23 protein-coding genes are annotated in these 22,011 nt (G+C 71.0%); 7 read left to right on the plus strand and 16 right to left on the minus strand.

Annotation, left to right across the window (positions count from 1 at the left end; all coding sequences use genetic code 11):
- Window position 1 precedes the first annotated feature (1 nt).
- Both ACFWYS_RS33495 and ACFWYS_RS33500 read right to left on the minus strand, forming a co-directional pair.
- Window positions 2–2,350: an FHA domain-containing protein gene (locus tag ACFWYS_RS33495; protein WP_384776862.1), complete on the minus strand. Its 2,349-nt coding sequence runs from the start codon at window positions 2,348–2,350 to the stop codon at window positions 2–4.
- A gap of 71 nt (window positions 2,351–2,421) precedes the next feature.
- Window positions 2,422–2,832 carry a hypothetical protein gene (locus ACFWYS_RS33500; RefSeq protein ID WP_384776864.1) on the minus strand — a complete coding sequence of 137 codons (411 nt, stop codon included), beginning with the start codon at window positions 2,830–2,832 and terminating at the stop codon, window positions 2,422–2,424.
- A gap of 349 nt (window positions 2,833–3,181) precedes the next feature.
- Here ACFWYS_RS33500 and ACFWYS_RS33505 point away from each other — a divergent pair, with 349 nt between their 5' ends.
- On the plus strand, window positions 3,182–3,586 hold the full coding sequence (locus ACFWYS_RS33505) for a nuclear transport factor 2 family protein (RefSeq protein WP_384776866.1): 405 nt from the start codon (window positions 3,182–3,184) through the stop codon (window positions 3,584–3,586).
- 72 nt (window positions 3,587–3,658) lie between these two features.
- Window positions 3,659–3,946, plus strand: a complete 288-nt coding sequence (locus tag ACFWYS_RS33510) for a DUF1905 domain-containing protein (protein WP_384776868.1) — start codon at window positions 3,659–3,661, stop codon at window positions 3,944–3,946.
- Between the two features lie 32 nt (window positions 3,947–3,978).
- On the opposite strand, the gene mgrA is transcribed toward ACFWYS_RS33510, so the two are convergent.
- On the minus strand, window positions 3,979–4,971 hold the full coding sequence (gene mgrA, locus ACFWYS_RS33515; protein ID WP_384776870.1) for an L-glyceraldehyde 3-phosphate reductase: 993 nt from the start codon (window positions 4,969–4,971) through the stop codon (window positions 3,979–3,981).
- A 136-nt stretch (window positions 4,972–5,107) separates the two neighbouring features.
- Between mgrA and ACFWYS_RS33520 the strand changes: the two genes are divergently transcribed.
- Entirely contained in the window at window positions 5,108–5,995 is an 888-nt protein-coding gene (locus ACFWYS_RS33520) for a LysR substrate-binding domain-containing protein (protein WP_384776872.1), read from the plus strand.
- Window positions 5,996–6,037: 42 nt separating this feature from the next.
- Window positions 6,038–6,547 (plus strand): DinB family protein, encoded by a 510-nt coding sequence (locus ACFWYS_RS33525; protein WP_384776874.1) that lies wholly within the window; start codon window positions 6,038–6,040, stop codon window positions 6,545–6,547.
- Here ACFWYS_RS33525 and ACFWYS_RS33530 read toward each other — a convergent pair.
- Both ACFWYS_RS33530 and ACFWYS_RS33535 read right to left on the minus strand, forming a co-directional pair.
- Window positions 6,535–7,599: an adenosine deaminase gene (locus ACFWYS_RS33530; RefSeq protein ID WP_384776876.1), complete on the minus strand. Its 1,065-nt coding sequence runs from the start codon at window positions 7,597–7,599 to the stop codon at window positions 6,535–6,537. The genes ACFWYS_RS33525 and ACFWYS_RS33530 overlap by 13 nt on opposite strands.
- Window positions 7,600–7,647: 48 nt before the next feature.
- Entirely contained in the window at window positions 7,648–8,034 is a 387-nt protein-coding gene (locus ACFWYS_RS33535) for a VOC family protein (RefSeq protein ID WP_384776878.1), read from the minus strand.
- A gap of 134 nt (window positions 8,035–8,168) precedes the next feature.
- Here ACFWYS_RS33535 and ACFWYS_RS33540 point away from each other — a divergent pair, with 134 nt between their 5' ends.
- Window positions 8,169–8,414: a hypothetical protein gene (locus ACFWYS_RS33540; RefSeq protein WP_384776880.1), complete on the plus strand. Its 246-nt coding sequence runs from the start codon at window positions 8,169–8,171 to the stop codon at window positions 8,412–8,414.
- Between the two features lie 485 nt (window positions 8,415–8,899).
- Here ACFWYS_RS33540 and ACFWYS_RS33545 read toward each other — a convergent pair whose 3' ends face one another.
- Window positions 8,900–9,361 carry a pyridoxamine 5'-phosphate oxidase family protein gene (locus ACFWYS_RS33545; protein WP_384776882.1) on the minus strand — a complete coding sequence of 154 codons (462 nt, stop codon included), beginning with the start codon at window positions 9,359–9,361 and terminating at the stop codon, window positions 8,900–8,902.
- Between the two features lie 537 nt (window positions 9,362–9,898).
- On the opposite strand from ACFWYS_RS33545, the gene ACFWYS_RS33550 reads away from it, so the two are divergent.
- Both ACFWYS_RS33550 and sph read left to right on the plus strand, forming a co-directional pair.
- On the plus strand, window positions 9,899–10,255 hold the full coding sequence (locus tag ACFWYS_RS33550) for a hypothetical protein (protein ID WP_384776884.1): 357 nt from the start codon (window positions 9,899–9,901) through the stop codon (window positions 10,253–10,255).
- A 503-nt stretch (window positions 10,256–10,758) separates the two neighbouring features.
- Window positions 10,759–11,745, plus strand: coding sequence for a sphingomyelin phosphodiesterase (gene sph, locus ACFWYS_RS33555; protein ID WP_384776886.1), 987 nt, complete (start codon window positions 10,759–10,761; stop codon window positions 11,743–11,745).
- Window positions 11,746–11,764: 19 nt separating this feature from the next.
- Here sph and ACFWYS_RS33560 read toward each other — a convergent pair whose 3' ends face one another.
- The 10 genes from ACFWYS_RS33560 to ACFWYS_RS33605 all read right to left on the minus strand — a co-directional run.
- Complete coding sequence (locus ACFWYS_RS33560) at window positions 11,765–12,670, minus strand: aldo/keto reductase (RefSeq protein ID WP_384776888.1); 906 nt, start codon at window positions 12,668–12,670, stop codon at window positions 11,765–11,767.
- A gap of 38 nt (window positions 12,671–12,708) precedes the next feature.
- A complete protein-coding gene (locus tag ACFWYS_RS33565; RefSeq protein WP_384776890.1) occupies window positions 12,709–13,416 on the minus strand; it encodes a chitinase in 708 nt (235 codons plus the stop codon).
- A gap of 231 nt (window positions 13,417–13,647) precedes the next feature.
- Window positions 13,648–14,499 carry a HEAT repeat domain-containing protein gene (locus ACFWYS_RS33570; protein WP_384776905.1) on the minus strand — a complete coding sequence of 284 codons (852 nt, stop codon included), beginning with the start codon at window positions 14,497–14,499 and terminating at the stop codon, window positions 13,648–13,650.
- The gene (locus tag ACFWYS_RS33575) at window positions 14,484–16,523 is read right to left on the minus strand and encodes a fumarate reductase/succinate dehydrogenase flavoprotein subunit (protein ID WP_384776892.1); all 2,040 of its coding nucleotides are present in this window, start codon (window positions 16,521–16,523) and stop codon (window positions 14,484–14,486) included. The genes ACFWYS_RS33570 and ACFWYS_RS33575 overlap by 16 nt, the downstream gene beginning before the upstream one ends.
- A gap of 66 nt (window positions 16,524–16,589) precedes the next feature.
- Window positions 16,590–17,408, minus strand: coding sequence for an ABC transporter ATP-binding protein (locus ACFWYS_RS33580; protein WP_384776894.1), 819 nt, complete (start codon window positions 17,406–17,408; stop codon window positions 16,590–16,592).
- Window positions 17,405–18,247, minus strand: coding sequence for an ABC transporter permease (locus ACFWYS_RS33585; protein ID WP_384776895.1), 843 nt, complete (start codon window positions 18,245–18,247; stop codon window positions 17,405–17,407). Before ACFWYS_RS33585 ends, ACFWYS_RS33580 begins: the two co-directional genes overlap by 4 nt.
- On the minus strand, window positions 18,244–19,599 hold the full coding sequence (locus tag ACFWYS_RS33590; protein WP_384776897.1) for an ABC transporter substrate-binding protein: 1,356 nt from the start codon (window positions 19,597–19,599) through the stop codon (window positions 18,244–18,246). Before ACFWYS_RS33590 ends, ACFWYS_RS33585 begins: the two co-directional genes overlap by 4 nt.
- A 14-nt stretch (window positions 19,600–19,613) precedes the next feature.
- Complete coding sequence (locus ACFWYS_RS33595) at window positions 19,614–19,841, minus strand: ferredoxin family protein (protein ID WP_031480193.1); 228 nt, start codon at window positions 19,839–19,841, stop codon at window positions 19,614–19,616.
- A gap of 59 nt (window positions 19,842–19,900) precedes the next feature.
- Window positions 19,901–20,671, minus strand: a complete 771-nt coding sequence (locus ACFWYS_RS33600; protein ID WP_384776899.1) for a GntR family transcriptional regulator — start codon at window positions 20,669–20,671, stop codon at window positions 19,901–19,903.
- 158 nt (window positions 20,672–20,829) lie between these two features.
- The coding region (locus tag ACFWYS_RS33605) for an RNA polymerase sigma factor (RefSeq protein WP_384776901.1) at window positions 20,830–22,011 on the minus strand (1,182 nt) is incomplete at its 5' end.

The following is a 22,011-nucleotide window of genomic DNA, read 5'->3' on the forward strand; positions in this document are numbered from 1 at the left end:
CCTACTTCCGCATCACGACGGGTTCGCGGCGGCGCAGCAGCCGGGCGACGACGTAGCCGAAGGCCGCGGAGAGCACGACGAGCATGGCGATGTTGAACAGCCACACGCCGGCCGAGTGCTCGAACAGCGGGTCGCCGGTCAGGTCGCCGGGCACGATCCGGGCCAGGTCGACGGTGCCGGCCATCGCGCCGAGCGCCCAGCGCGAGGGCACCAGCCAGGACAGCTGCTCCAGGCCGGGAACCCCGTCCAGCTTCAGCAGGGCGCCGCAGAAGACGACCTGGACGATGGCGAGCAGCACCAGCAGCGGCATCGTCACCTCCTCCTTGCGCACCAGCGCGGAGACGACCAGGCCGAGCATCATGGCCGTGAAGGCCAGCAGGGCGACGGCGACGGTGATCTCGACCAGGGGCGGCATCAGCACGCCTTCGCCACCGGGGGCGTTGAGGTCGACGCCGAGCAGGGCGACCAGGGTCAGCACGATCGCCTGGAGCACGGTGATCGTGCCCAGCACCACCACCTTGGACATCAGATACGCCGATCTGGACAGGCCGACGGCCCGCTCCCGCTGGTAGATCACGCGCTCCTTGACGAGTTCGCGCACGGCGTTCGCCGCGCCGGTGAGGACGCCGCCGACGCACAGGATGAGCAGCGCGTTCATCGCCGTCTCCTGGGTCAGCCTGCTGCCCGCCAGGGCGCGGGCCATCGCGCCCATCACGAAGGGCAGGGCGATCATGATGGCGAGGAAGGTGCGGTCGGCGCTCAGCGCGCTGGTGTAGCGGCGGATCAGCGTGCCGAGCTGGGCGCCGCGGCTGCGCGGTCTGGGCGGCCGGGTGATGACGACCGGGCCGGTGCGGGGCAGCCGGGGCTGTCCGGTCGCGTCGGCGATGTACTGCCGGTGCAGGAGCGAGGCCCGGTAGTCGCCGGCCCAGTCCCGTTCCTGGTCGCGTTCGAAGGCCTCGAAGGCCTCCGGCCAGTGCGCGAAGCCGAAGAAGAGCAGGGCCTCGTCGGGCGGGCCGTAGTAGGCGATCCGGCCGCCGGGCGCGAGGACGAGGAGCCGGTCGCAGACGTCGAGGCTGAGGACGCTGTGGGTGACGACGATGACGGTGCGGCCGTCGTCGGCGAGGCCGCGCAGCATGTTCATCACCGAGCGGTCCATGCCGGGGTCGAGCCCGGACGTCGGCTCGTCGAGGAAGAGCAGCGACGGCTTCGTCAGCAGCTCCATGGCGACGCTCACCCGCTTGCGCTGCCCGCCCGAGAGACTGTGCACGGGCTGCCCGGCGCGCTGCTCCAGGCCCAGCTCGCGGATCACCTCGTCGACCCGGGCCCGGCGCTCGGCCTTGGCGGTGTCCTGGGGGAAGCGCAGTTCGGCGGCGTAGGACAGGGCGCCGCGGACGGTGAGTTGCGCGTGCAGGATGTCGTCCTGCGGGACCAGGCCGATGCGCTGGCGCAGCTCGGCGTAGTCGCGGTAGAGGTCGCGGCCGTCGTAGAGCACGGTGCCGTGGTCGGCGGGCCGCTGTCCGGTCAAGGCGTTGAGCAGGGTGGACTTCCCGGCGCCGCTCGGGCCGACGACGGCGAGCAGGCACTTCTCCCCCACCGGGAAGGAGACGTTGTCGAGGAGGATCTTGCGGCCGTGGTCGACGGCCACTTCCAGGTCCTGCACCTCCAGGGAGATCTCGCCGGTGTCGACGTACTCCTGCAACTGGTCGCCGACCAGGCAGAACGCGGAGTGGCCGATGCCGACGATGTCGCCGGGCCCGATCGGGGACCCGGTGACCGCACTGCCGTTGAGGTAGGTGCCGTTGTGGCTGCCCAGGTCGGCGATCTCGTACGTCCCGTCGGGCAGGGCGCGCAGTTCGGCGTGGTGGCGGGAGACGATCAGGTCGTCGATGACCAGGTCGTTGTCGGCGGCGCGGCCGATGCGGACGGTGCGGGTGGGCAGCGGCCGGACATGGGTGGGCTGCCGGAAGGTGCCGGTCAGGCCGGGCATGGAGACCGCCGAGGGGCGTTCCGGCGCGGTGGCCGGGGCGGGGCGGCGGTCGAGCAGCACCGCGCGCGGTCCGTCGGAGGGGTTGCCGAAGCGGATGACGGTACCCGGGCCGACATCCCACTCCTGGACGCGGTGGCCCTCGGTGTAGGTGCCGTTCGTGCTGTCTTCGTCCGCGAGGGTCCAGTGGTCGGCCTCGGGCCGCAGGACCGCGTGGTGCCAGGAGACGCGGGCGTCGTCGATGACGATGTCGCAGAGCGGGTCACGTCCGACGTGGTAGTCACGGCCCGGGGTCATCACGGTGGAGCCCGACTCGGTCTCCAGGACCAGTACGGGGGCTGTCGGTGCGATCGGCCGCTCCGCCATGCCAGGATTCTATCGATCTGCCCACATATACGCCTGCCTACGATCGGAGCGGGGATCTTGCTCTACGGGGCTCAGCCGACGGGCATGACCAGCGCCGGGAGGGTGCGCTGCATCCGCAGGGCGTCCACCGACTCGGCGAGCAGTTCGTACTCGGTGGTGTCGTCGCTCACGGCAATCCGGACCAGGTGCCCGGCCGCCAACTCGTCGGCGACCAGCTCCTGTCGGTCGGTGTCGGCGCACCAGGTGCGCAGCACGGCCGGTACGTCGGGCACGGTGTCGGCGACCGGGACGAGCGCGCTCGGGGGGAAGTGCTCGGCATCGGGTTGCGGGTCTAATCGCTCGGCGATCCAGGAGGCCCGGTCGCGTAACCACCACAGGGCCAGGGCCAGGGTGGGTGCGCGGTACGTGCCCAGGGGTACACCGATGCGCCGGCCTCCGCAGACTCCGTATGCGGTGACATGGCAAAGGAACTCGTCGTGCACGTGGCCTCCCCCGTGTTGCCGTGTTCGCCTGTCGGCGGGCCTCGCTTTCGGTGCGGCTCATGAGCGGTGTGTAAGGGCGCCGTCGCCCCATGTGAGGCACCCTCGTAGTGAGTATGTTCACTACTGAAACACTGTCACCATGACTTTCCGGCCAGTCTCCTGGCATATTCACAGCCGGTGTTGGCTGAAACACTGCGGGTACACGTCAAACCCACGTCAAACCCGCCTTTCCTTACCCCCGAGGTAATCGAGCTTCCCGACGCGTGCGGGCATCGTTGCGGTACCGGCTCCCCCCTACCGGGACCCGGGTCCCACCAGCAGTGACGACCTCATTGGAGGCTGATCGGCCATGCCCGCATCCACCGACCACCACGACACCGGCATCGACCGCTACGCGACCGCCGTCGACCGCTACTTCGAGGCCTGGAACGCCCGCGAACCCGCAGCGTTGGCCCGGGCCGTCGCCACCGCATGGACCCCGCTCGGCAGCTACACCGACCCCCTGGCCGACGTCCGCGGACAGGAGGGGATCGTGGCCGTCGTCGCGGCCGCGCAGGCGCAGTTCCCGGGCTTCGCCTTCCGCCTCACCGGCTCCGTGGAGGGCCACCACGACACGGCCCGCTTCTCCTGGGAGCTGGTGAACGAGGCCGACGGGTCGGCGCCCGTGGCCGGGTCCGATGTGATCACCCTGGACGCCGAGGGGCGGATCGTGTCCGTGCTCGGATTCCTGGACCGGGTGCCCGCCGACGCGTGAGCGATGAGTTCCGGGACTTGCGGCGGTCTCGACCAGTGAAGGCCACAGAGACCGCCGCGACGGAGGAACACCATGACAACCAGCGGGAAAGTGGACGCGGAGTTCACCGCCGTGCTGCGCAAGAGCCCGAGCAAAGGCGGATGGACCTACGTCGTCTGGCCGGAGTCCGTCGGCTTCTTCGGTACCCGCGGACTGTTCAGGATCCGCGGGACCGTCGACGGACATCCGTTCCAGAGTTCGTTCATGGCCCTCGGGGACGGCACCCACAAGCTCCCCGTCAAGGCCGAGGTACGCAAGGCCATCGGGAAGGAGGAGGGGGACTGCGTCACCGTCCGCCTGACGGAACGGCTCAGCCCGTGATCACAGGGATCAGCCCCTGATCACCACAACGCTCAGCTCTTGACCACCGCGTCGATCCGGGCCAGTTCCTCGGCGTCGAAGTCGAGGTTGCCGGCCGCGGCGACGCTGTCCTCGATCTGCCGTGTGCTGCTCGCACCGACCAGTGCCGAGGTCACCCGGCCGCCGCGCAGCACCCAGGCCAGCGCCATCTGGGCCAGGCTCTGGCCGCGGGACTTGGCGATCTCGTCGAGGGCACGCAGCTGCCCCAGCAGCTCCTCGGTGAGCCGGTCCGAGTTCAGGAACGGGCTGTCGCTCGCGGCCCGCGAGTCCTCCGGGATGCCGTCGAGGTAGCGCCCGGTCAGCACGCCCTGCTCCAGCGGGGAGAAGACGATGGAGCCGACCTGGAGCTCGTCCAGCGTGTCGAACAGGCCCGCGTTCTCGACACGGGGGTCGAGCATCGAGTAGCGCGGCTGGTGGATGAGGAGGGGGGTGCCCAGCTCGCGCAGGATGCGGGCGGCCTCGCGGGTCTGCTCGGGCGAGTAGTTGGAGACACCGACGTACAGCGCCTTGCCCTGCTGCACCGCCGAGTGCAGGGCGCCCATCGTCTCCTCCAGGGGAGTCTCCGGGTCGGGGCGGTGCGAGTAGAAGATGTCGACGTAGTCCAGGCCCATCCGCTTCAGGCTCTGGTCCAGTGAGGACAGCAGGTACTTGCGCGAGCCCCACTCGCCGTACGGGCCGGGCCACATGTGGTAGCCGGCCTTGGTGGAGATGATCAGCTCGTCGCGGTACGGCGCGAAGTCCGCCTTCAGCGCCTCGCCGAACGCCGACTCGGCGGCGCCGGGCGGCGGGCCGTAGTTGTTGGCCAGGTCGAAGTGGGTGACGCCGAGGTCGAAGGCGCGGCGCAGGATGGCGCGCTGGGTCTCGACCGGGCGGTCCGGGCCGAAGTTGTGCCACAGTCCGAGGGACAGCGCCGGGAGCTTGAGGCCGCTGCGTCCGGTGCGCCGGTAGGGCATGTCCGCGTAGCGGTCGGGGTGTGCGGTGTACAACGCGACTCCAGAGGGGTTGGCACACGAGGGACGGCTCCGTGGAGCCGAGTTCCGTTCGGTATCCACTCTTTCGTGACCTGCGGGCAGTGGTCCAACAGGTAAATCAGATGGGATTGAGCGGCTACGCTGCTCAATCATGGAACTGCGCCATCTCCAGCACTTCGTGGCGGTCGCCGAGGACCAGCATTTCACCCGGGCGGCCGAGCGCCTGATGGTGTCCCAGTCGGGCCTGTCGGCCTCGATCCGGGCGCTGGAGCGGGAGTTGCAGACGCCGCTGTTCGTGCGGACGACCCGCCGGGTGACCCTCACCCCGGCGGGACGTGCCCTGCTGTGCGAGGCGGAGCGGATCCTGGCCCAGGTGCGGGCCGCCCATGAGGCGGTGGCCGCGGTGCAGGGTGTGCTGCGCGGGATGCTGGCGCTCGGGTCCGAGCAGTGCATCGCCGGGGTGCATGTGGCGGGGCTGCTCGCGGCGTTCCGGCGGGCGCATCCGGACGTGGAGATCTGTCTGCGGCAGGCGGGCTCGGGCGCGCTCGCGGAGGAGGTCGCGGCCGGCCGCCTCGACATGGCCTTCGCGGTGCGGGCCGCGCAGGAGGACACCGACCAGCTGCGGGTCGTACCGCTGACCGGCGAGCCGATGACCGTCCTGTGCCATCCGAGCCACCCGCTCGCGGCCGCCGGGGCGGCGGTCACCCCGGAGGACCTCGGCGGGGAGGTCTTCGTCGACTTCCACCCGGACTGGGGGCCGCGCCGCACCACCGACGCCGTGTTCGCCGCGGCGGGCGTACGCCGCAGCGTCGCCCTGGAGGTCAACGACGTGCACAGCCTGCTGGACCTGGTGGACGAGAACCTCGGCGTCGCCGTCGTACCGCGTCACTTCCGGCACAAGCGGCGGTCACTGACCGCGCTGCCGGTGAAGGTCAGCGGCGAGAGCGTCTACGAGACGGTCGCCCTGCTGCCGCCCGCACAGGCCACGAGCCCGGCGGCCCGGGCACTGATGGCGCTGCTCGAAACAGAAGGCGCATGACGACGGAAGGCGCATGACGGACGGGTGCGCGATGGTGGAGCCATGCATGCCAAGGACATCCTCATCGACGGATACGACCGCATCCAGGAAGAAGTCCACGCAGCCGTGCAGGGTCTCGACCCCGAGGCGCTGCACGCCCGCCCCTCCCCCGACGCCAACTCCGTAGCCTGGCTGATCTGGCATCTCACCCGCGTCCAGGACGACCACATCGCCGACGCCTTCGGCCTCGACCAGGTCTGGCTGACCCAGGACTTCCAGAAGACCTTCGGCCTGGACCTGCCGCGCCACGACACCGGCTACGGGCACACCCCCGCCAAGGTGGCCAAGGTGCGGGTCGACTCCGGTGACCTGCTCACCGGCTACTACGACGCCGTGCACGCCCAGACCCTAGGGGCACTGCGGGCGCTGGCCGCCAAGGATCTGGAGCGCGTCGTGGACGACCGCTGGGATCCGCCGGTCACGCTGGGCGTACGGCTGGTCAGCGTCCTGTCCGACGATCTGCAGCACGTCGGACAGGCCGCCTATGCGCGCGGGCTGCTTCAGAGCGCGTAGCCCGGCAGGACGACGTCCTCGATGAGGGCCTTGCGCTCGTCGAACGGCATGAACGCGCTCTTCACGGCGTTCACCGTGACCGTGCGCAGGTCCTCGACGCTCCAGTCGGCCTGCTCGACCAGCAGCGACATCTCGCGCGTCATCGTGGTTCCGGACACCAGACGGTTGTCGGTGTTGAGGGTGACGCGGAAGCCGAGGTCCTTCAGCGCGGTGATCGGGTGCTCGGCGATGGAGGTGGCGGCGCCGGTCTGGAGGTTGGAGGTCGGGCACATCTCCAGCGCGATACGGCGGTCGCGCACCCAGCCCGCGAGGCGGCCGAGCTTGCCGTCCACGATGTCGTCGGTGATGCGGACGCCGTGCCCGAGGCGCTGGGCGCCGCAGATCTGCAGGGCCTGGTGGATGCTGGACAGGCCGTCGGCCTCACCGGCGTGGATGGTGAACGGCACGCTCTCGCGGCGCAGGTGCTCGAAGGCGGCGAGGTGGTCGGCGGCGGGGAAGCCGGCCTCGGCACCGGCGATGTCGAAGCCGACGACACCGGCGTCGCGGAAGGCCACGGCCAGGTCGGCCGCCTCGCGCACCCGGTCGAACATCCGCATCCCGCACAGCAGCGTGCCGACCCGCACCGGGGTACCGGCGGCAGCGGCCTTGGCCATGCCCGCCGCGAGCCCCTCCTGGACGGTCTCGACGACCTCGGCGAGGCTCAGCCCGCCGTTGGTGTTCAGCTCGGGGGCGTAGCGCACCTCGCCGTAGACGACACCGTCGGCGGCCAGGTCGAGGACGTACTCCTCGGCCGTGCGCAGCAGGCCCTCGCGGCTCTGCATCACGGCGAGGGTGTGCTCGAAGGTGGCTATGTAACGGACCAGGTCGCCGGAGTTCGCGGCCTCGAAGTACCAGGCGGCGAGCTCGTCCGGGTCGGTGGTGGGCAGGGTGTGACCGACCTCTGCCGCGAGCTCCACCACGGTGGCGGGGCGCAGGCCGCCGTCGAGGTGGTCGTGCAGGACGGCCTTGGGGAGGCGGCGGATCACTTCGGCGTCTACGCGCGTAGCAGTCATGGCGGGTCTTTCCTTGAGCGGGGCGGTTCGAAGGGGCGGGAGAAGGGGTCAGCCGGCGGGCTGGAGCAGGTCCCAGCGGTTGCCGTACAGGTCCTGGAAGACGGCGACCGAGCCGTACGGCTCGTGCCGGGGCTCCTCCAGGAAGGTCACGCCCGCGGCGAGCATCCGGGCGTGATCGCGGGCGAAGTCGTCGGTGTGCAGGAAGAACCCGACACGCCCGCCGGTCTGGTCGCCGACCCGGGCACGCTGGCCGTCGCCCTTGGCCCGGGCCAGCACCAGCCCGGTGCCGTGGTCGCCGGGCTGGACGACGACCCAGCGGGAGCCGTCCGGGCGCGGGGCGTCCTCGACGAGCCGGAAGCCGAGGGCTTCGGTGTAGAAGCGGATCGCCTCGTCGTAGTCGTCGACGACGAGGGTGACCAGGGCGATGCGTCTCATCGGGGCCTTCCGGGGCAGTCGGTTGACGGGAGAGGTTATACGTAAAACTTCGGTGGCGCCAGTCATGACCGGGACCGCGGTGCTACGTCTGCGGCCCAAGGTGCGACAGACGGCCCGCGGCCGGCGTTCCGGGCATGACGATCACGCAAGCGCCACGCAGCCCCGAACGCCGTAAGCAGGACGTACTGGACCGGCTGGCACGGGAGACGGACATCTGGGCGGCCTCGGCGGACGCGGTCGGGGTGCCGTGTCCGGTCGCGCTCTGGTTCGTCTGGGACGGCGAGGCGCTCCGGCTGGCCACGCGCCCGGCCGACCTCACGGGCCGCAAGCTCCGCACCGGCAGCCGGACACATCTCCGTACCTGTCGTCAATGGCGATGACGACAGGCATGACGGGTGTCCAGTGAACCCGGCCCTTTCGGGGCTTCACGTCGGCGCGGATCCCATGAATTCCGATGACGGCTGACAACAGGGTTTGATGACAGGTCAGATCCGATGCTCAGACAGGAGTGAGGGAAATCGTGGTGTGACTGTGTGCTTTATCCGGCCGATAGGTGCTTGAGTTGGCGAGCGTGAGCGCCGAAGTTGGCGGACGTAGGCACGCCGACTTCTAGGGCCGCCTACACGGCCGGCATTTCCCGCCGCATTGCAGGTGAGAAGCAGTTGGAACGGAGCGACACAAAGCGTGCCCACTTCGGCCGCTGTCCCGCTCTCGCTCCCACTGCCCTCAGAGCCACCAGCAAGCCGCGCATGCGGAAGATGACCTACGCCCAGGCAGCGGCTGCGGCGCCAGCCTCTTGGTCAGTACTCCAGCCGTAGATCGTGATCTTGCTGGTGGGGAGAGGAGCGCCAGTCAGCGACGGCCGCTATTCCAGCCATGTCCCGTCGCGCATGATGACTCTGCCGCGTAGTTCCGGTTCGCCGCGCCAAGCGCGGACACTCTTCGGCATCACGCGCACATACAGAAAGGAACCTTCCTCCGCCCGCGGGTCCCACCCGAACTTGGCGGCGAACGCCTCTGCCGCGTCTCCGGGCACGTCCTGGTCCAGGAAGCATTCCGCCTCACCCTGGAGAAGCACCACGTCGAAGGTGTCCGGCAGCGCCAGGCGCACGCGCGGCTCCTCGCGGACGTTCCGCGCAGTCGCGGAAGTGGCACTGGTGCACATCCACACTGCTCGCCCATCCCACATGAACCACAGCGGCACCTGGTGCGGCCCGTGATCAGGATGTGCTGTCGACACCCATACATCCCGCTCGGTGACGAGCCGTTCCAGAGTGTCGCGCCTACGCTCCGCCGCCTGGCGGCGAACAATCCCCGTGGTCTGCATGAGTGCCGACCATAAGCCGGCAGGCTCAAAGCGCGCATGAGGCGAGAGACCTACGCCCCGCGACCGATGAACCCCTCAGCTTCTGATCCGGACAGCCAGCACAGGCTGGCTGGCAGACGGCTACGGCCACCGCTGATCATCGTGTGTGGCGTGGACAAACGAAGAGACGCTGGCCGCGGGTCATGGCGTAGACCCTGCCCGCTGGCCTGAGATGTTCGAGGTCCTGATGGGCCGGATAGCGGGCCGGTTTGCGAGGGTTGAGCCCCGGCGCCGGGTACGGGACCTGGTACTGGGGCCGCTGTCGGACCTGCCACGCAAGAACTGCTGGTCGATCGCCGAAATCGGGGACCGGGCCGAGCCCCCGGAACTCGATTGGGCGAGCGTGCAGACGCGCAGGGCCTTTACCGATGACACTTCCGTGCGCTCTCAAGATCACCCTGGCGCTCCCGCATGATCCCGGGGCGGGGGCAGCGGGCGGGGCATGCTCTGGGCCGGACGGCCGGTCGTCGGCCGATGTCCGCCAAGCAAAGGGATCTCATGCGTCTACGCCGTACTCTCGGTGCCGCCCTCGGCGCCGTCGCTCTTGTTGTCACCTTGCCGGCCTCGGCGAGCGCCGCCACCGGCGACTTCTCGTACAAGTTCACCGGCCTCGACGGCTCTCCGCAGTCGGTCACCCTGCACGACCCGCCGAGCCCCGGCTGCATCCCCCTGGCGGAGGTAGCGGACCCGGGCTCCTCCGAGCCGGCGTTCGCCCCGCACAACGACACCGACACGTGGGTGATGGTGTTCACCGAGCCGGACTGCACGGGCGACTCCTGGACGTTGCGCCCGCATGGGCAACCTGCCTCGGACCGGCTCAAGTTGCGTTCGGTGTACCTGACCGACCGGCACTGAAAGCGCATTTCGCCCGCTCCCCTCCACGAGGGTGGCGTCACTGGCGGTACGCGAGCGCCGAATCGGTAGCTCGCAGGCCAACCCGGCTGGCCTCACCCCGCCGCGCGGCACCGCGGTCCGTGGCTGCGCCGGATCTGGCCGCCATCCTCATCTGGAGCTGCAGATGACCGAGGTTCGAGAACCTCGGTCCATCGCCTGCACCTTGTCCGCGTTGGCCAGATGTCTGTGGGCGGCGTGTCGAGCCCTGTCAGGCCCCCTGACGTCAGCTGAAGCTGAAGTGGTGGTGGCACTGGTCCGCGCACGCCCGGCAAACCATCGCCCGCTTCAGGTGCGCGAACCTCCGCAGCGGCATCTGATGCGAAACGGAACGTGGCTTGTCTGAACAACTTCCGTGGCGTACGTCCCTACGCCATCCAATTCCCGCACGACTGTTACCTGGGAGTAATCCCTGATGGTTTGATGTGCGGCGCCACTCAACCCCCTTCACCCCACAGGGAGATCCAGTGACGCTCTTCGCACACCGACGTGCACAGGGCTCGGCCGTGCTCGCACTTTCGCTCGCCACCGCGGGTCTCGTGGGCGCGACGCCCACCGCATCGGCCGCCGAGCAGACGCCACCGCTCAAGGTGCTGACGTACAACGTGTTCCTTTTCAGCAAGTCCCTGTACCCCAACTGGGGCCAGGACCACCGGGCCGCCGAGATCGCCAAGGCGCCGTTCGTGCAGGGCAACGACGTCGTCGTCCTCCAGGAGGCGTTCGACAACTCCGCCTCGGACGCGCTGAAGAGCTCCCTCACCGGCCAGTACCCGCACCAGACGCCGGTGGTGGGGCGTTCCAAGAGCGGCTGGGACGCGACCGGCGGCTCGTACTCGGCGACGACGCCCGAGGACGGCGGGGTCACGATCCTCAGCAAGTGGCCGATCCTGCGCAAGGAGCAGTGGGTCTACAAGGACGCGTGCGGCGCGGACTGGTGGTCCAACAAGGGCTTCGCGTACGTCGTGCTGAACGTGAACGGCACCAAGGTGCACGTCGTCGGTACGCACGCCCAGTCGACCGACCCGGGCTGTGCCGCCGGTGAGGCGGCCGCGATGCGCAGCCGGCAGTTCAAGGCGATCGACGCGTTCCTGGACGCGAAGAACATCCCGGCGGGCGAGCAGGTGCTGGTCGCCGGTGACATGAACGTCGACTCGCGCAGCTCGGAGTACGCCTCGATGCTCGCCGACGGCGGGCTGGCGGGCGCCGACGGGCGCACCGGGCACCCGTACTCCTTCGACACGCAGGACAACTCCATAGCCCACGACCGCTATCCCGACGACCCGCGCGAGGACCTTGACTACGTTCTGCACCGCGCGGGTCACGTCCGTCCCGCGGTCTGGAAGAACGAGGTCGTCAAGGAGCATAGCGCGCCCTGGACGGTGACGAGCTGGGGCACGGACTACACGTACACGAACCTCTCCGACCACTACCCCGTGACCGGCTACGCGGGCTGAGCGACGGCGTCGGTCCGGCTCAACCGGCGTGCTCGCGTGCCGTGTTGAGCCGGGCCAGTTCGTCGGCGGTGAGGCGCAGGGCGCCGGCGGCCACGTTCTCGGCCAGGTGGCCGGGGTTGCCGGTGCCGGGGATGGCGAGGACGTGCGGGCCCTGGTGCAGGGTCCAGGCGATGCGCACCTGTGCGGGGCCGACGCCGTGCGCCCGCGCGATGGCGAGCACCTCGTCGTCGTGGGCGGCGGTCGCGCCCCGCTCCCCCGCCTCCCCGGCGACGGCGTAGAACGGTACGAAGGCGATGCCCTGCTCGCCGCACAGGCGTAGGAGTTCGTCGGCCTCGGGGTCGGGCCGGTCGAGCGCGTACCGGTTCTGTACGCACACCACGGGCGCGATGGCCTGCGCCTCGGCGAGGTGCCGGGGCTCCACGGCGGAGATGCCGAGGTGCCGGACGAGCCCCGCCTCCCGCAGTTCGGCCAGCGCGCCGAAGTGCTCGGCGATGGAGTCCTGCCGCATGCGGCGCAGGTAGACGACGTCCAGGTGGTCGCGGCCGAGCTGGCGCAGGTTCTCCTCGACATGGCCGCGCAGTTGGTCGGGTCGGGCCGAGGTGCCCCAGTCCCCGTGGTAGTCGCGGTGGGGGCCCACCTTCGTGGCGATGACCAGGTCGTCGGGGTACGGCGCCAGCGCGGTGTTGATCAGTTCGTTCGCCGAGCGGAGCGCGGAGAAGTAGAAGGCGGCCGTGTCGATGTGGTTGACGCCGAGCTCGATCGCCTTGCGCAGTACGGCGATCGAGTGCTTCCGGTCGCTCGGCGTCCCGTGGTGGAAGGCGGCGCTGCCCATCAGCCGCATCGCGCCGAAGCCGACGCGGTGGACCGGCAGATCGCCGAGTTCCCAGGTGCCCGCGGCGTGTGCGGTGATCGTTTCGGAGGTCATCGGCGGAGTCTCGCACACGCCTGGGGCACCGGTGGGCGTCAGCAGTAGAGGTTGCCGCCCGGGGAGACGCCGAGGATCTGGGTGAAGCGCTGGTAGGCGTCCACACGGCTCTGCACCTGGGCCGGGTTCTTGCCGTCGCACTCCAGGGAGCCGTTGATGGAGCGGATGGTCTGGCCGAAGCCGGCCTGGTTGACCATGGCGTTGTGCGGGGTCATGGTGCCGGGGCCGTTCTGGGTGTTCCAGTACCACAGGCCGGTCTTCCAGGCGACGGCCGACTCGTTCTGCACCCGCCAGGGGTTGTTGAGCAGATCGATGCCGAGGGCGTCACCGGCCGCCTTGTAGTTGAAGTTCCAGCTGAGCTGGATGGGGCCGCGACCGTAGTAGGCGGCCTGGCCCGCGGGGCAGCCGTAGGGCTGGCTGCGGTCGCAGTAGTGGGGGTAGTTGGCCTGGTTCTGCTCGACGATGTGGACCAGGCCGCCGGTCTCGTGGTTGACGTTGGCGAGGAACGCCGCCGCCTCCTGTTTCTTCACCGTGTCGCTGCCGGTGTTGGCGAAGGCGGGGTAGGCGCTGAGGGCGGCGGTGAGACCGCTGTACGTGTAGAAGGGGTTCCGGTTCGGGAACATCTGGTTGAACTGCGACTCGCTCACGACGAAGCCGGCGGCGGACGCGCTCGGGGGCTGGATCACCAGCGCGGCGCTGCCCAGGGCGAGCGCGGACAGGACTGCGGCTATGCGGCGCCTCGACACAGGATCAACTCCTTTGCGGAGCACGGCCGCACCCGGACAAGGGCAGGGCGAAGCAGCGCCTTGTGCGCACGTGCCGACGGGGTCGGCCACGGCGTGGGGCGGCCGTGGTGGGGGGTGTGGAGACACACTCAATCGCATTGGTCTGTACCAGTCAATGGTCCGGACCAATCAACTCGAAAGTTGGCCTGAAGGGTTGGCCGAAGCGGTTGGTGAGGCGCCGGATCCCCCGTGTCAGCGCACCGCTCGGCTCGCGTAGGCACGGACGTCGGCGTCGGGGTCGTCGACGGCGGTGGACAGTGCCGTGCGGGCGTCTTCGTGCCCGGCATGGCGCGACAGAGCGAGTACGGCGGCCTTGCGCACGTCGGCGTCGGCGTCCCGCAGCAACTCGGCGAGGGCGGGCACGCCGTGGTCCGGTGCCGCTGCGCCGAGGGCGGTCGCCGCGCCCGTGCGGACCTGCCAGGCAGGGTCGTTGAGTGCCGCCGTCACGGTTTCGAGGAGTGCGTGGGGGACGCCGAGGGCGCCCAGGGTCTCCAGGGCCGCGGCGCGCACCAGGACGTCGGGGTCGTGGATCAGGCGGTGCAGCGCGGCCGGCGTGCCTTCCTCCGCGTGCTCCCGCCGGTCCCGGTCGAGATGCGGGGCCAGGGCGGCGAACCCGCGCGCCACAGCGACCCGTACCTCACGCGCGGCGTCGCCGGCCGCCCCGGACAGCGCCTCGGCCGCGTCCACCGAGACCAGGGCGCGCACGGCGGCCAGGCGTACGTCGGTGTCCGGATCGGCCAGGTGCGCGGCGAACAGGGCGGTGTCTCCGAGGCGCAGGGCACGCAGCACGTCCAGGGCCGTGCCACGGGCCGTCGGATCGACCGCCGTCAGGGCGGTCACCAGCGGGACCCTCAACTCCGGTTCCGGCGCGAGGACTTCGGCCAGTTCACGCAGCGAGGCGGCGGCCGCGGCGCTCACGCGGCCGTCGCCGTCGGTCAGGGCGGCGGCCAGTGCGGGGCCCGCTCCCGGCGGCACCGTCTCGGTCAGCGCCTTGACGGCGGCGAGTCGCACGGCCGCGTCCCCGTCCTTCAAGTAGGGCTCCAGAGCAGGGAGATCGGGTTCCTCCTCCGTGAGCGCGACGAGTTCGAGAAGCCGTTCCCGGGTCGATTCCGAGGTTCCGTGCGCGGGTCCGGTGGGGTCGGCCGCGTCTCCCGGCTCCGGGGTGGCGGGCGCCGGGGGGGGGGGGCCGGCGGGCCCCCCGCGGCGGGCGGCCCGCGGGGCTGCACCCCCGCAGGGGGGGGGGTGGGCGCGCGGGGGGGGGGGGGGGCGCCGGGGGGCGCGCCGCCCCCCCCCCCCGCCGTGGCCGTCTCCAGCGGATGCACCTCGCCCAGGTGGCGGGAGGAGCCGCCGGTGGGGGTGAACTCGTCGACGGGGACGAGGTAGGGCTCCACGGGACGCGCCGTGAACTCCATCGCTCCGGCCGGGCTCTTGCGCAGGTCGAGGTGGTGCAGCCAGGCCGTGTCGTCCCGTTGGGGGTGGTCGAGGCGCTCGTGGTAGAGGCCCCAGCGGGACTCGGTGCGGGCGAGGGAGGACCGGGCCGCCATCTCCGCGCAGTCGCGGATGAACGAGACCTCGGCGCAGCGCATCAGTTCGTGCGGGGTCCGCGCCCCCATGCCGGCGATCTCGTCCCGCATCCGCTCGAAGTGCTCCAGCGCCAGGGAGAGCCGGGCGCCGCTCTTGGGCGGGGCGACGTAGTCGTTGACGAAGCGGCGCAGCTTGTACTCGACCTGGGGCTGGGCGGGGCCGTCCGGGTTGCGCAGCGGCCGGTAGATCAGTTCATGGGCCTCGGCCAGCTGGTCGCGCGGCAACTCGCCCTCGTAGGCGGTGTACTGAGCGGCGTCCGCGCCCGCGAGGTCGCCGTAGACGAACGCGCCGATCATGTAGTTGTGCGGGACGCAGGCCAGGTCGCCCGCCGCGTACAGGCGGGGCACGGTCGTACGGGCGTGGTCGTCGACGCGTACCCCCGAGGCGGAGTGACCGCCGCACAGGCCGATCTCGGAGATGTGCATCTCGATGTCGTGGGTGCGGTAGTCGTGGCCGCGTCCGGCGTGGAAGGTGCCGCGGGTGGGGCGCTCGGTGGAGTGCAGGATGGACTCCAGGGCCGCGACCGACTCCTCGGGCAGATGGCTGAGCTTGAGGTAGACCGGGCCGCGGTCGGAGGCGACCTCGGCGGCGAACTCCGCCATCATCTGCCCGGACCAGTAGTCGGAGTCGACGAACCGCTGCCCGTGCCGGTTGACCTGGTAGCCGCCGAACGGGTTGGCGACATAGGCGCAGGCCGGGCCGTTGTAGTCCTTGATGAGCGGGTTGATCTGGAAGCACTCGATGCCGGTGAGCTCGGCGCCCGCGTGGTACGCCATCGCATAGCCGTCGCCTGCGTTGGTCGGGTTCTCGTAGGTGCCGTACAGATAGCCGCTCGCGGGCAGCCCGAGACGGCCGCAGGCGCCGGTCGCGAGGATCACGGCGCCGGCGCGCACGGTCACGAAGGCGCCGGTGCGGGTGTTGAAGGCGGCGGCGCCGATCGCCTTGCCGTCGGCGGTCAGGACGCGCACCGGCATCAGCCGGTTCTCGATCCGGATCCGCTCCCGGTTCTCCCGCCTGCGCAGCTGCCGGTAGAGGACCTTCTTGACGTCCTTGCCCTCGGGCATGGGCAGCACGTACGAACCCGAGCGGTGCACTTGGCGGACCGCGTAGTCGCCGTGCTCGTCCTTCTCGAACTTCACCCCGTACGACTCCAGGCGCTTGACCATGTCGAAGCCCCGGGTGGCGGTCTGACGGACCGTCGACTGGTCGACGATGCCGTCGTTGGCGCGGGTGATCTCGGCGACGTAGTCGTCCGGTTCGGCGCGGCCGGGGATGACGGCGTTGTTGACGCCGTCCATGCCCATCGCCAGCGCTCCGGAGTGCCGTACGTGGGCCTTCTCCAGCAGCAGCACGGAGGCACCGCGCCCGGCGGCGGTCAGCGCGGCCATGGTGCCGGCGGTGCCGCCGCCGATCACCAGGACGTCGCAGCTCAGCGCCTCGGCCGAGTCGAGGGCGGGGATCTGCGTCGGTGTCGGGGTGGTCATGGCGGAGTGCCTTTCAGGACGTGCGGGCGGCGGAGGGCTCTCGGGACGCTCGGGGCCGACGAACGCTCAGGACGTGCTGGGGTCGAGGGACGCGAGGATGTCGTGGCGCAGGGCCACGGTCGCGGGGTCGTCGCGGGCGCCGCGGTCGCGGGGCCGCGGCACGGTCCGGACCCGGGTGAGGCCGCCCGATCCGAGCAGCGCGACACGGTCGCCCAGGAACAGCGCCTCGTCCACGTCATGGGTGACGAAGACGACGGTGGCGCCGGTCCCCGCCAGCACCTCCACCAGCAGCTGCTGCATGCCGGCCCGGGTCTGGGCGTCCAGGGCGCCGAACGGCTCGTCCATCAGGACGGCCCGCGGCTGACCGGCAAGAGCGCGGGCGAGCTGCACGCGCTGGCGCTGCCCGCCGGAGAGCCGGTGCGGCAACTGCCGCTCCAGACCTGCCAGTCCGACCCGGTCCAGCCACCGCTCCGCCGTGGCCCGGCGCTCGGCACGGCCCGAACCCCGGATCGCCAACGGCAGTTCGACGTTGGCCCGGGCGGTACGCCACGGCAGCAGCGCGTCCTCCTGGAAGACCAGCGCCCGGTCCGCGCCGGGCCCCGTGACGGGCCGCCCGTCCTGGGCGACCTGTCCGGCGAGCGCGGGCAGCAGCCCGGCCAGGGTCCGCAGCAGGGTGGACTTGCCGCACCCGGACGGTCCGACGACGGTGAGAATCTCACCGGGGGCGGCTTCGAGGTCCAGCCCGTGCAGCACCACGGCACCCGGTCGTCCGAGCTCCGCGCCGGTGACGGTGAGCCGTGCCCCGGGTGCGGGCAGGTCGGTGCGCGCGGCGGTGACGGTGGTGTTGGCGTCCGTGTCCGTGTTCGTATCCGTGTCCGTGCTCATGAAGTGGCCTTCCCCTCGCGGCGCGGCAGCCAGTGCGTCAGGCGGCGTCCCAGGAGTTCCACCACGGTGGACGTCAGCCAGCCCAGCAGGCCGATGCTGACGATGCCGGTGAACACACCCGGGTAGTCGATGACGGTGTAGTCCTGCCAGGTGCGGTAGCCGACCCCGTACTCGCCGGAGATCATCTCCGCGGAGATCACACAGATCCACGAGACGCCGATCCCGACCGACAGCCCGCCGAAGATCCCCGGCAGCGCGCCGGGCAGCACCACGGAGGCGAGCACCCGCCATCGTCCGCCGCCCATGGTGAGCACCGCTTCCTCCCACACCGGGACGAGGGCGCGCACCGCGTGCCGGGTGGCGACGAGCACCGGGAAGAAGGCGGCGGTGAAGGTGATGAAGACGATGCCCTGCTCGTTGCTGGGGAAGAGCAGGATCGCCACGGGTACCAGCGCGATGGCCGGGATGGGCCGCAGCACCTCCAGTACCGGCCCGATCAGGTCCGCGGCCCAGCGGGAGCGGCCGACGGCCACGCCCGCGGCGACGCCGAGCACCGCCGCCAGCAGGAAGCCGGTGACGATCCTGCGCAGGCTGTCGGTCACGTCCTGCCAGTAGGCGCCGTCGCCGAGCCGCTCGCCGAACTCCCCGGCCACGTCGGTGACGGACGGGAACTGGTCGAAGCGCAGCCACAGTTGGACGTCGAGCGTGGTGAGCAGCTGCCACAGCCCGAGCGCGGCGAGCAGCGACAGGACACGCACGACGGGCCGGAGGGGGGCCGTGCGCCGCACGGGTGCCGGCCCCGCCGATGCCTTCTTCGGCGGGGCCGTCACCGCGGTCATGACGCCTGCTCCAGTGCGGTGGTGTAGGAGACGGTACGGGCGGTGGGGTGCGCCTGGGTGTACGCCCGGGCGGCGGAAGCGGTGACGAAGGGCTTCAGCTCCTTGCCGTCCTGGGTCCAGACCGCCTTGTCGGCGTACCAGCGGGTTCCGTTGGTGGCGTCCGGCACATAGGCGGCGCGTACGTCGTCCTGGTGCCCGGCGACGAACTTCAGCAAGGCGGCGGGCGAGTCGAAGCCATGGGTGCTGTCCTCGCCCTTGAGCCACACCTCGCTGCGCGAGGCCGCGGGGGTGGCGGCGAGCCGCTCGGCGTACTCCTTGCCGTACACGCGCTTGATCGCGCCGTCGTCGACGAAGGAGTCGACGTCCACGTCGCCGACGAGATCCGCCGACTTCAGCACCGACACGTCCTTCTTCAGCGCGGCGACGAGCTGCGGCTTGACGGCCGGGTCGAAGGTGGCGATGCCGCCGCTGCCGTTGTAGAGGTAGACGACCTCCGGGGGCAGGCCGGTGGCGTCGGCGACCTTCTCGGTGGCCTGGACGGGGTGTTCGTTGAGGTACTTCGTCGCCTCGATCTGCGCGGTGAGGAAGGCGTCGAGCACCTTGGGCCGCTGCTCGGCGAAGTCCTCGCGGACGGTGACCCCGTGGAAGGTGGGAAGGTTCAGTTCCGCACCGTCGTACAGGGCCTTCGCCTTGTTCTGGAAGACGAGCAGTCCGGGCCAGGCCACGAACTGCGACAGGGCGTCGACGCTGCCCGCCTGCAGTGCCGAAGCGCCCACCGCCGGCTGCTGGTTGAGCTTGCTGATGTCCTTCTGCGGGTCGAACCCGGCACGCTGGAGCGCTCGTACGAGGGTGCCGTCGGCCGCCGAGCCGACGCTGGTGGACACCTTCTTGCCGCGCAGGTCCTTCAGGGAGCCGAGCTTCGAGTCCGGCGCCGTCACCACGGTGTTGAGGGCGCCCTTCAGGTTGTAGCCGGTGACCGACACCAGGTGGGTGGGGCGGTTCAGCTGCTTGCCGCGGGCGGCGTTGAGCAGCAGCGGGAAGTCCCCCATCGAGCCGATGTCGATCTTCCCTGCGGTCATCTGCGCCGTGATGGGCGCGCCCGTGGCGTAGTCCTGCCACTGGACCTTGTAGGAGATGCCGTCCCGCTTGCCCTGTGCGGCGAGTGCGCGCTCGAAGTAGCCGAGGGAGCGCAGCAGGGTGCCGGCGGTGACGGTGTTGATGGTCTTGGACTGGTAGCCGACGGTGACGGTGACGTGGGTGGCGTCACCGGCCGAGGCGTCGCCGCCGCAGCCGGTGACGAGGGTGGAGAGGAGGGCGGCCGCGAGCAGGGCGGCAGGAGTCGTGCGTTTCATCGGAAGTGGGCCTTTCACCGCAGCAGGTAGGGCATGTTGACCGTGACGGCCCCGGTGGGGCAGCGGGCGGCGCAGGGGCCGCAGTACCAGCACTCGTCGACGTGCATGTACGCCTTGCCGCTGTCGGGGTTGATCGCGAGGGAGTCCAGCGGACACATGTCGACGCAGAGCGTGCAGCCGTCGATGCACTTCGACTCGTCGACGGTCACGGGCACGTCGGCCCGCTGGGGCACCAAGGGCATGGCTGTCTCCAGTGAGGTACTGCGAGGGGTGAAAGGAACGCCGGTCGGGGCGGGGGTGTTCAGACGGTGCGGCGCAGCAGCCCGCTCATCGCGATCCGGTCGCCGCGGAACCGGATGAACTCCAGGTCCACGGGCCTGCCGTCGCACAGGTGGGTGAGGCGCTCCAGCATCAGCACGGCGGTGCCGCGCGGCGCCTGGAGCACGGTGGCGGAGTGCGCGTCGGCGTTGACGGCCTCCAGGGTGATCTCCGCGTGCCCGAGCGGCTGCCCGGTGATCTGCTCCAGCAGCCGGAATACGTCGGTGTTCTCCAGGTCGGCGCCGATGAGTTCGCCGCCGATGTCCAGGGGGAGGTAGGTGAGGTCGAGGGAGAGCGGCAGCCCGTTGAGTCTGCGGAGCCGCTCGATGTAGAGGACGTCGGTGCCGGTGGGCAGGCGGAGGCGCTCGGCCACGGGTGCGGGCGCAGCGACGGGGCCCATGGTGCGTACCTCGTTGGTGACCCGGCCGTGTTCCCGCAGGGTTTCCGCGAGTCCCATCAGCCGGTCGAGGCCGTGCGAGTACTTCTCGGCGACGACGACGGTGCCGACGCCGGGGAGCCGCTCGACGAGCTGTTCGGCGCGCAGCAGGTCCAGTGCGTGCCGGACGGTGTTGCGCGAGACCTGGTAGTCGGCGGCGAGGACGTCCTCGTGGGGCAGCGCGCCGCCGGGATATCCCCCGGTCAGGATCAGGTGCCGAAGCAGGTCCGCGAGCTGCCGCGCCCGGTCCGCACGCAGCCGACGGCGACGGGCGGCGGCGAGTGGCGCGGTGTGCTCGCGGGTTCGTTCGGGTGGCATGCGGCGACCATACCGACGGTTTCCGCGCGATGGTGTTGCTGAATCATTGCGCCACCTGAGCCCCTTTCACCAGGTCTCTGACCTGCGTGTTTCCGGGAGCTTGGCGCGGTTTCGCCACTGCGCCCGCAGTTCGCGCGGGGCGGGTCGCCGACGGCATGTCACCCGCGGACGAGTTCCCGGCGGCGGCGTTCGAGGTACGCCCGCTCCGCCGGGTTCTCCGAGAGCGCTACGGCGGCCTCGTACGCCCGCACGGCCTCCGTGTCGCGGCCCAGGCGGCGCAGGAGGTCGGCGCGGACGGCGTGGAATACGTGGTAGCCGTCCAGGTCCAGGGCGTCCACGAGACGGAGGGCCTGCCGTGGGCCCTCGGCCTCGGCGACGGCGACCGCCCGGTTCAGGGCCACGACGGGACCGGGGGCGACGGCGGCCAACTGGTCGTACAGGCGCAGGATCTGGCCCCAGTCGGTGTCCCCGGCGTCCGGTGCGTCGCTGTGCACGGCCTGGATGGCGGCCTGGATCTGGTACGGCCCCGGCCGGTTGCGGCGCAGACAGCGCCGGACCAGTTCCTGCCCCTCGGCGATCAGTTCCCGGTCCCAGCGGTCACGGTCCTGCTCGGGCAACGGCACGAGCTCGCCATGGGCATCCCGCCGGGCGTCCCGGCGCGACTCGACGAGGAGCATCAGCGCGAGCAGCCCGGTTGCTTCGGGTTCGTCCGGCATGAGGTCGGCCAGCAGGCGCCCGAGGCGCAGCGCCTCCTCGCACAGGCCCGCCTCACCCTCGTATCCCTGGTTGAAGATCAGGTAGACGACGGCGAGCACCCCCGGGACCCGGTCCGGCAGGTCGGCGTCGCGGGGCACGCGGTACGGGATCCCGGCGTTGCGGATCTTCGCCTTGGCCCGCACCAGGCGCTGGGCCATGGTCGGTTCCGGGACCAGGAAGGCGCGGGCGAGCTGGGCCGTGGTGAGCCCGCCGAGCAGGCGCAGGGTCAGGGCGACCCGGGCGTGGACGGCGAGGGCGGGGTGGCAGCAGGTGAAGATGAGCCGGAGCCGGTCGTCGCGCACGGGGCCCTCCTCGGGCGGTGCGTCGGGGGCGTGCAACAGGGCGGCCTGGGCGTGGCGTTCGTCCCGGCCGGCCTCGCGGCGCAGGCGGTCGACGGCACGGTTTCGGGCGGTGGTGATGATCCAGCCGGCGGGGCTCGGGGGCACACCGGTCTCCGGCCAGCGCCGTACGGCGGTGGTGAAGGCGTCCTGGACCGGGGGGGGGCGAGGCGGGGTGGGCGCGGCGCAGAGGCCCGCGCGCCTGAGCCCGCTGGGGGGGGGGGCGGCCGCCGCGCCGCGCGCGCG

Origin of the sequence: Streptomyces sp. NPDC059010 (assembly GCF_042740355.1) — a bacterium.
GTDB lineage: Bacteria > Actinomycetota > Actinomycetes > Streptomycetales > Streptomycetaceae > Streptomyces.

Coding starts and splice junctions, on each gene's coding strand:
- ACFWYS_RS33495 (WP_384776862.1), bottom strand. CDS start 2,350: ATGGCGGAGCGGCCGATCGCACCGACAGCCCCCGTACTGGTCCTGGAG.
- ACFWYS_RS33505 (WP_384776866.1), top strand. CDS start 3,182: ATGCCCGCATCCACCGACCACCACGACACCGGCATCGACCGCTACGCG.
- ACFWYS_RS33510 (WP_384776868.1), top strand. CDS start 3,659: ATGACAACCAGCGGGAAAGTGGACGCGGAGTTCACCGCCGTGCTGCGC.
- ACFWYS_RS33520 (WP_384776872.1), top strand. CDS start 5,108: ATGGAACTGCGCCATCTCCAGCACTTCGTGGCGGTCGCCGAGGACCAG.
- ACFWYS_RS33525 (WP_384776874.1), top strand. CDS start 6,038: ATGCATGCCAAGGACATCCTCATCGACGGATACGACCGCATCCAGGAA.
- ACFWYS_RS33530 (WP_384776876.1), bottom strand. CDS start 7,599: ATGACTGCTACGCGCGTAGACGCCGAAGTGATCCGCCGCCTCCCCAAG.
- ACFWYS_RS33535 (WP_384776878.1), bottom strand. CDS start 8,034: ATGAGACGCATCGCCCTGGTCACCCTCGTCGTCGACGACTACGACGAG.
- ACFWYS_RS33540 (WP_384776880.1), top strand. CDS start 8,169: ATGACGATCACGCAAGCGCCACGCAGCCCCGAACGCCGTAAGCAGGAC.
- ACFWYS_RS33545 (WP_384776882.1), bottom strand. CDS start 9,361: ATGCAGACCACGGGGATTGTTCGCCGCCAGGCGGCGGAGCGTAGGCGC.
- ACFWYS_RS33550 (WP_384776884.1), top strand. CDS start 9,899: ATGCGTCTACGCCGTACTCTCGGTGCCGCCCTCGGCGCCGTCGCTCTT.
- ACFWYS_RS33560 (WP_384776888.1), bottom strand. CDS start 12,670: ATGACCTCCGAAACGATCACCGCACACGCCGCGGGCACCTGGGAACTC.
- ACFWYS_RS33575 (WP_384776892.1), bottom strand. CDS start 16,523: ATGACCACCCCGACACCGACGCAGATCCCCGCCCTCGACTCGGCCGAG.
- ACFWYS_RS33580 (WP_384776894.1), bottom strand. CDS start 17,408: ATGAGCACGGACACGGATACGAACACGGACACGGACGCCAACACCACC.
- ACFWYS_RS33585 (WP_384776895.1), bottom strand. CDS start 18,247: ATGACCGCGGTGACGGCCCCGCCGAAGAAGGCATCGGCGGGGCCGGCA.
- ACFWYS_RS33590 (WP_384776897.1), bottom strand. CDS start 19,599: ATGAAACGCACGACTCCTGCCGCCCTGCTCGCGGCCGCCCTCCTCTCC.
- ACFWYS_RS33595 (WP_031480193.1), bottom strand. CDS start 19,841: ATGCCCTTGGTGCCCCAGCGGGCCGACGTGCCCGTGACCGTCGACGAG.
- ACFWYS_RS33600 (WP_384776899.1), bottom strand. CDS start 20,671: ATGCCACCCGAACGAACCCGCGAGCACACCGCGCCACTCGCCGCCGCC.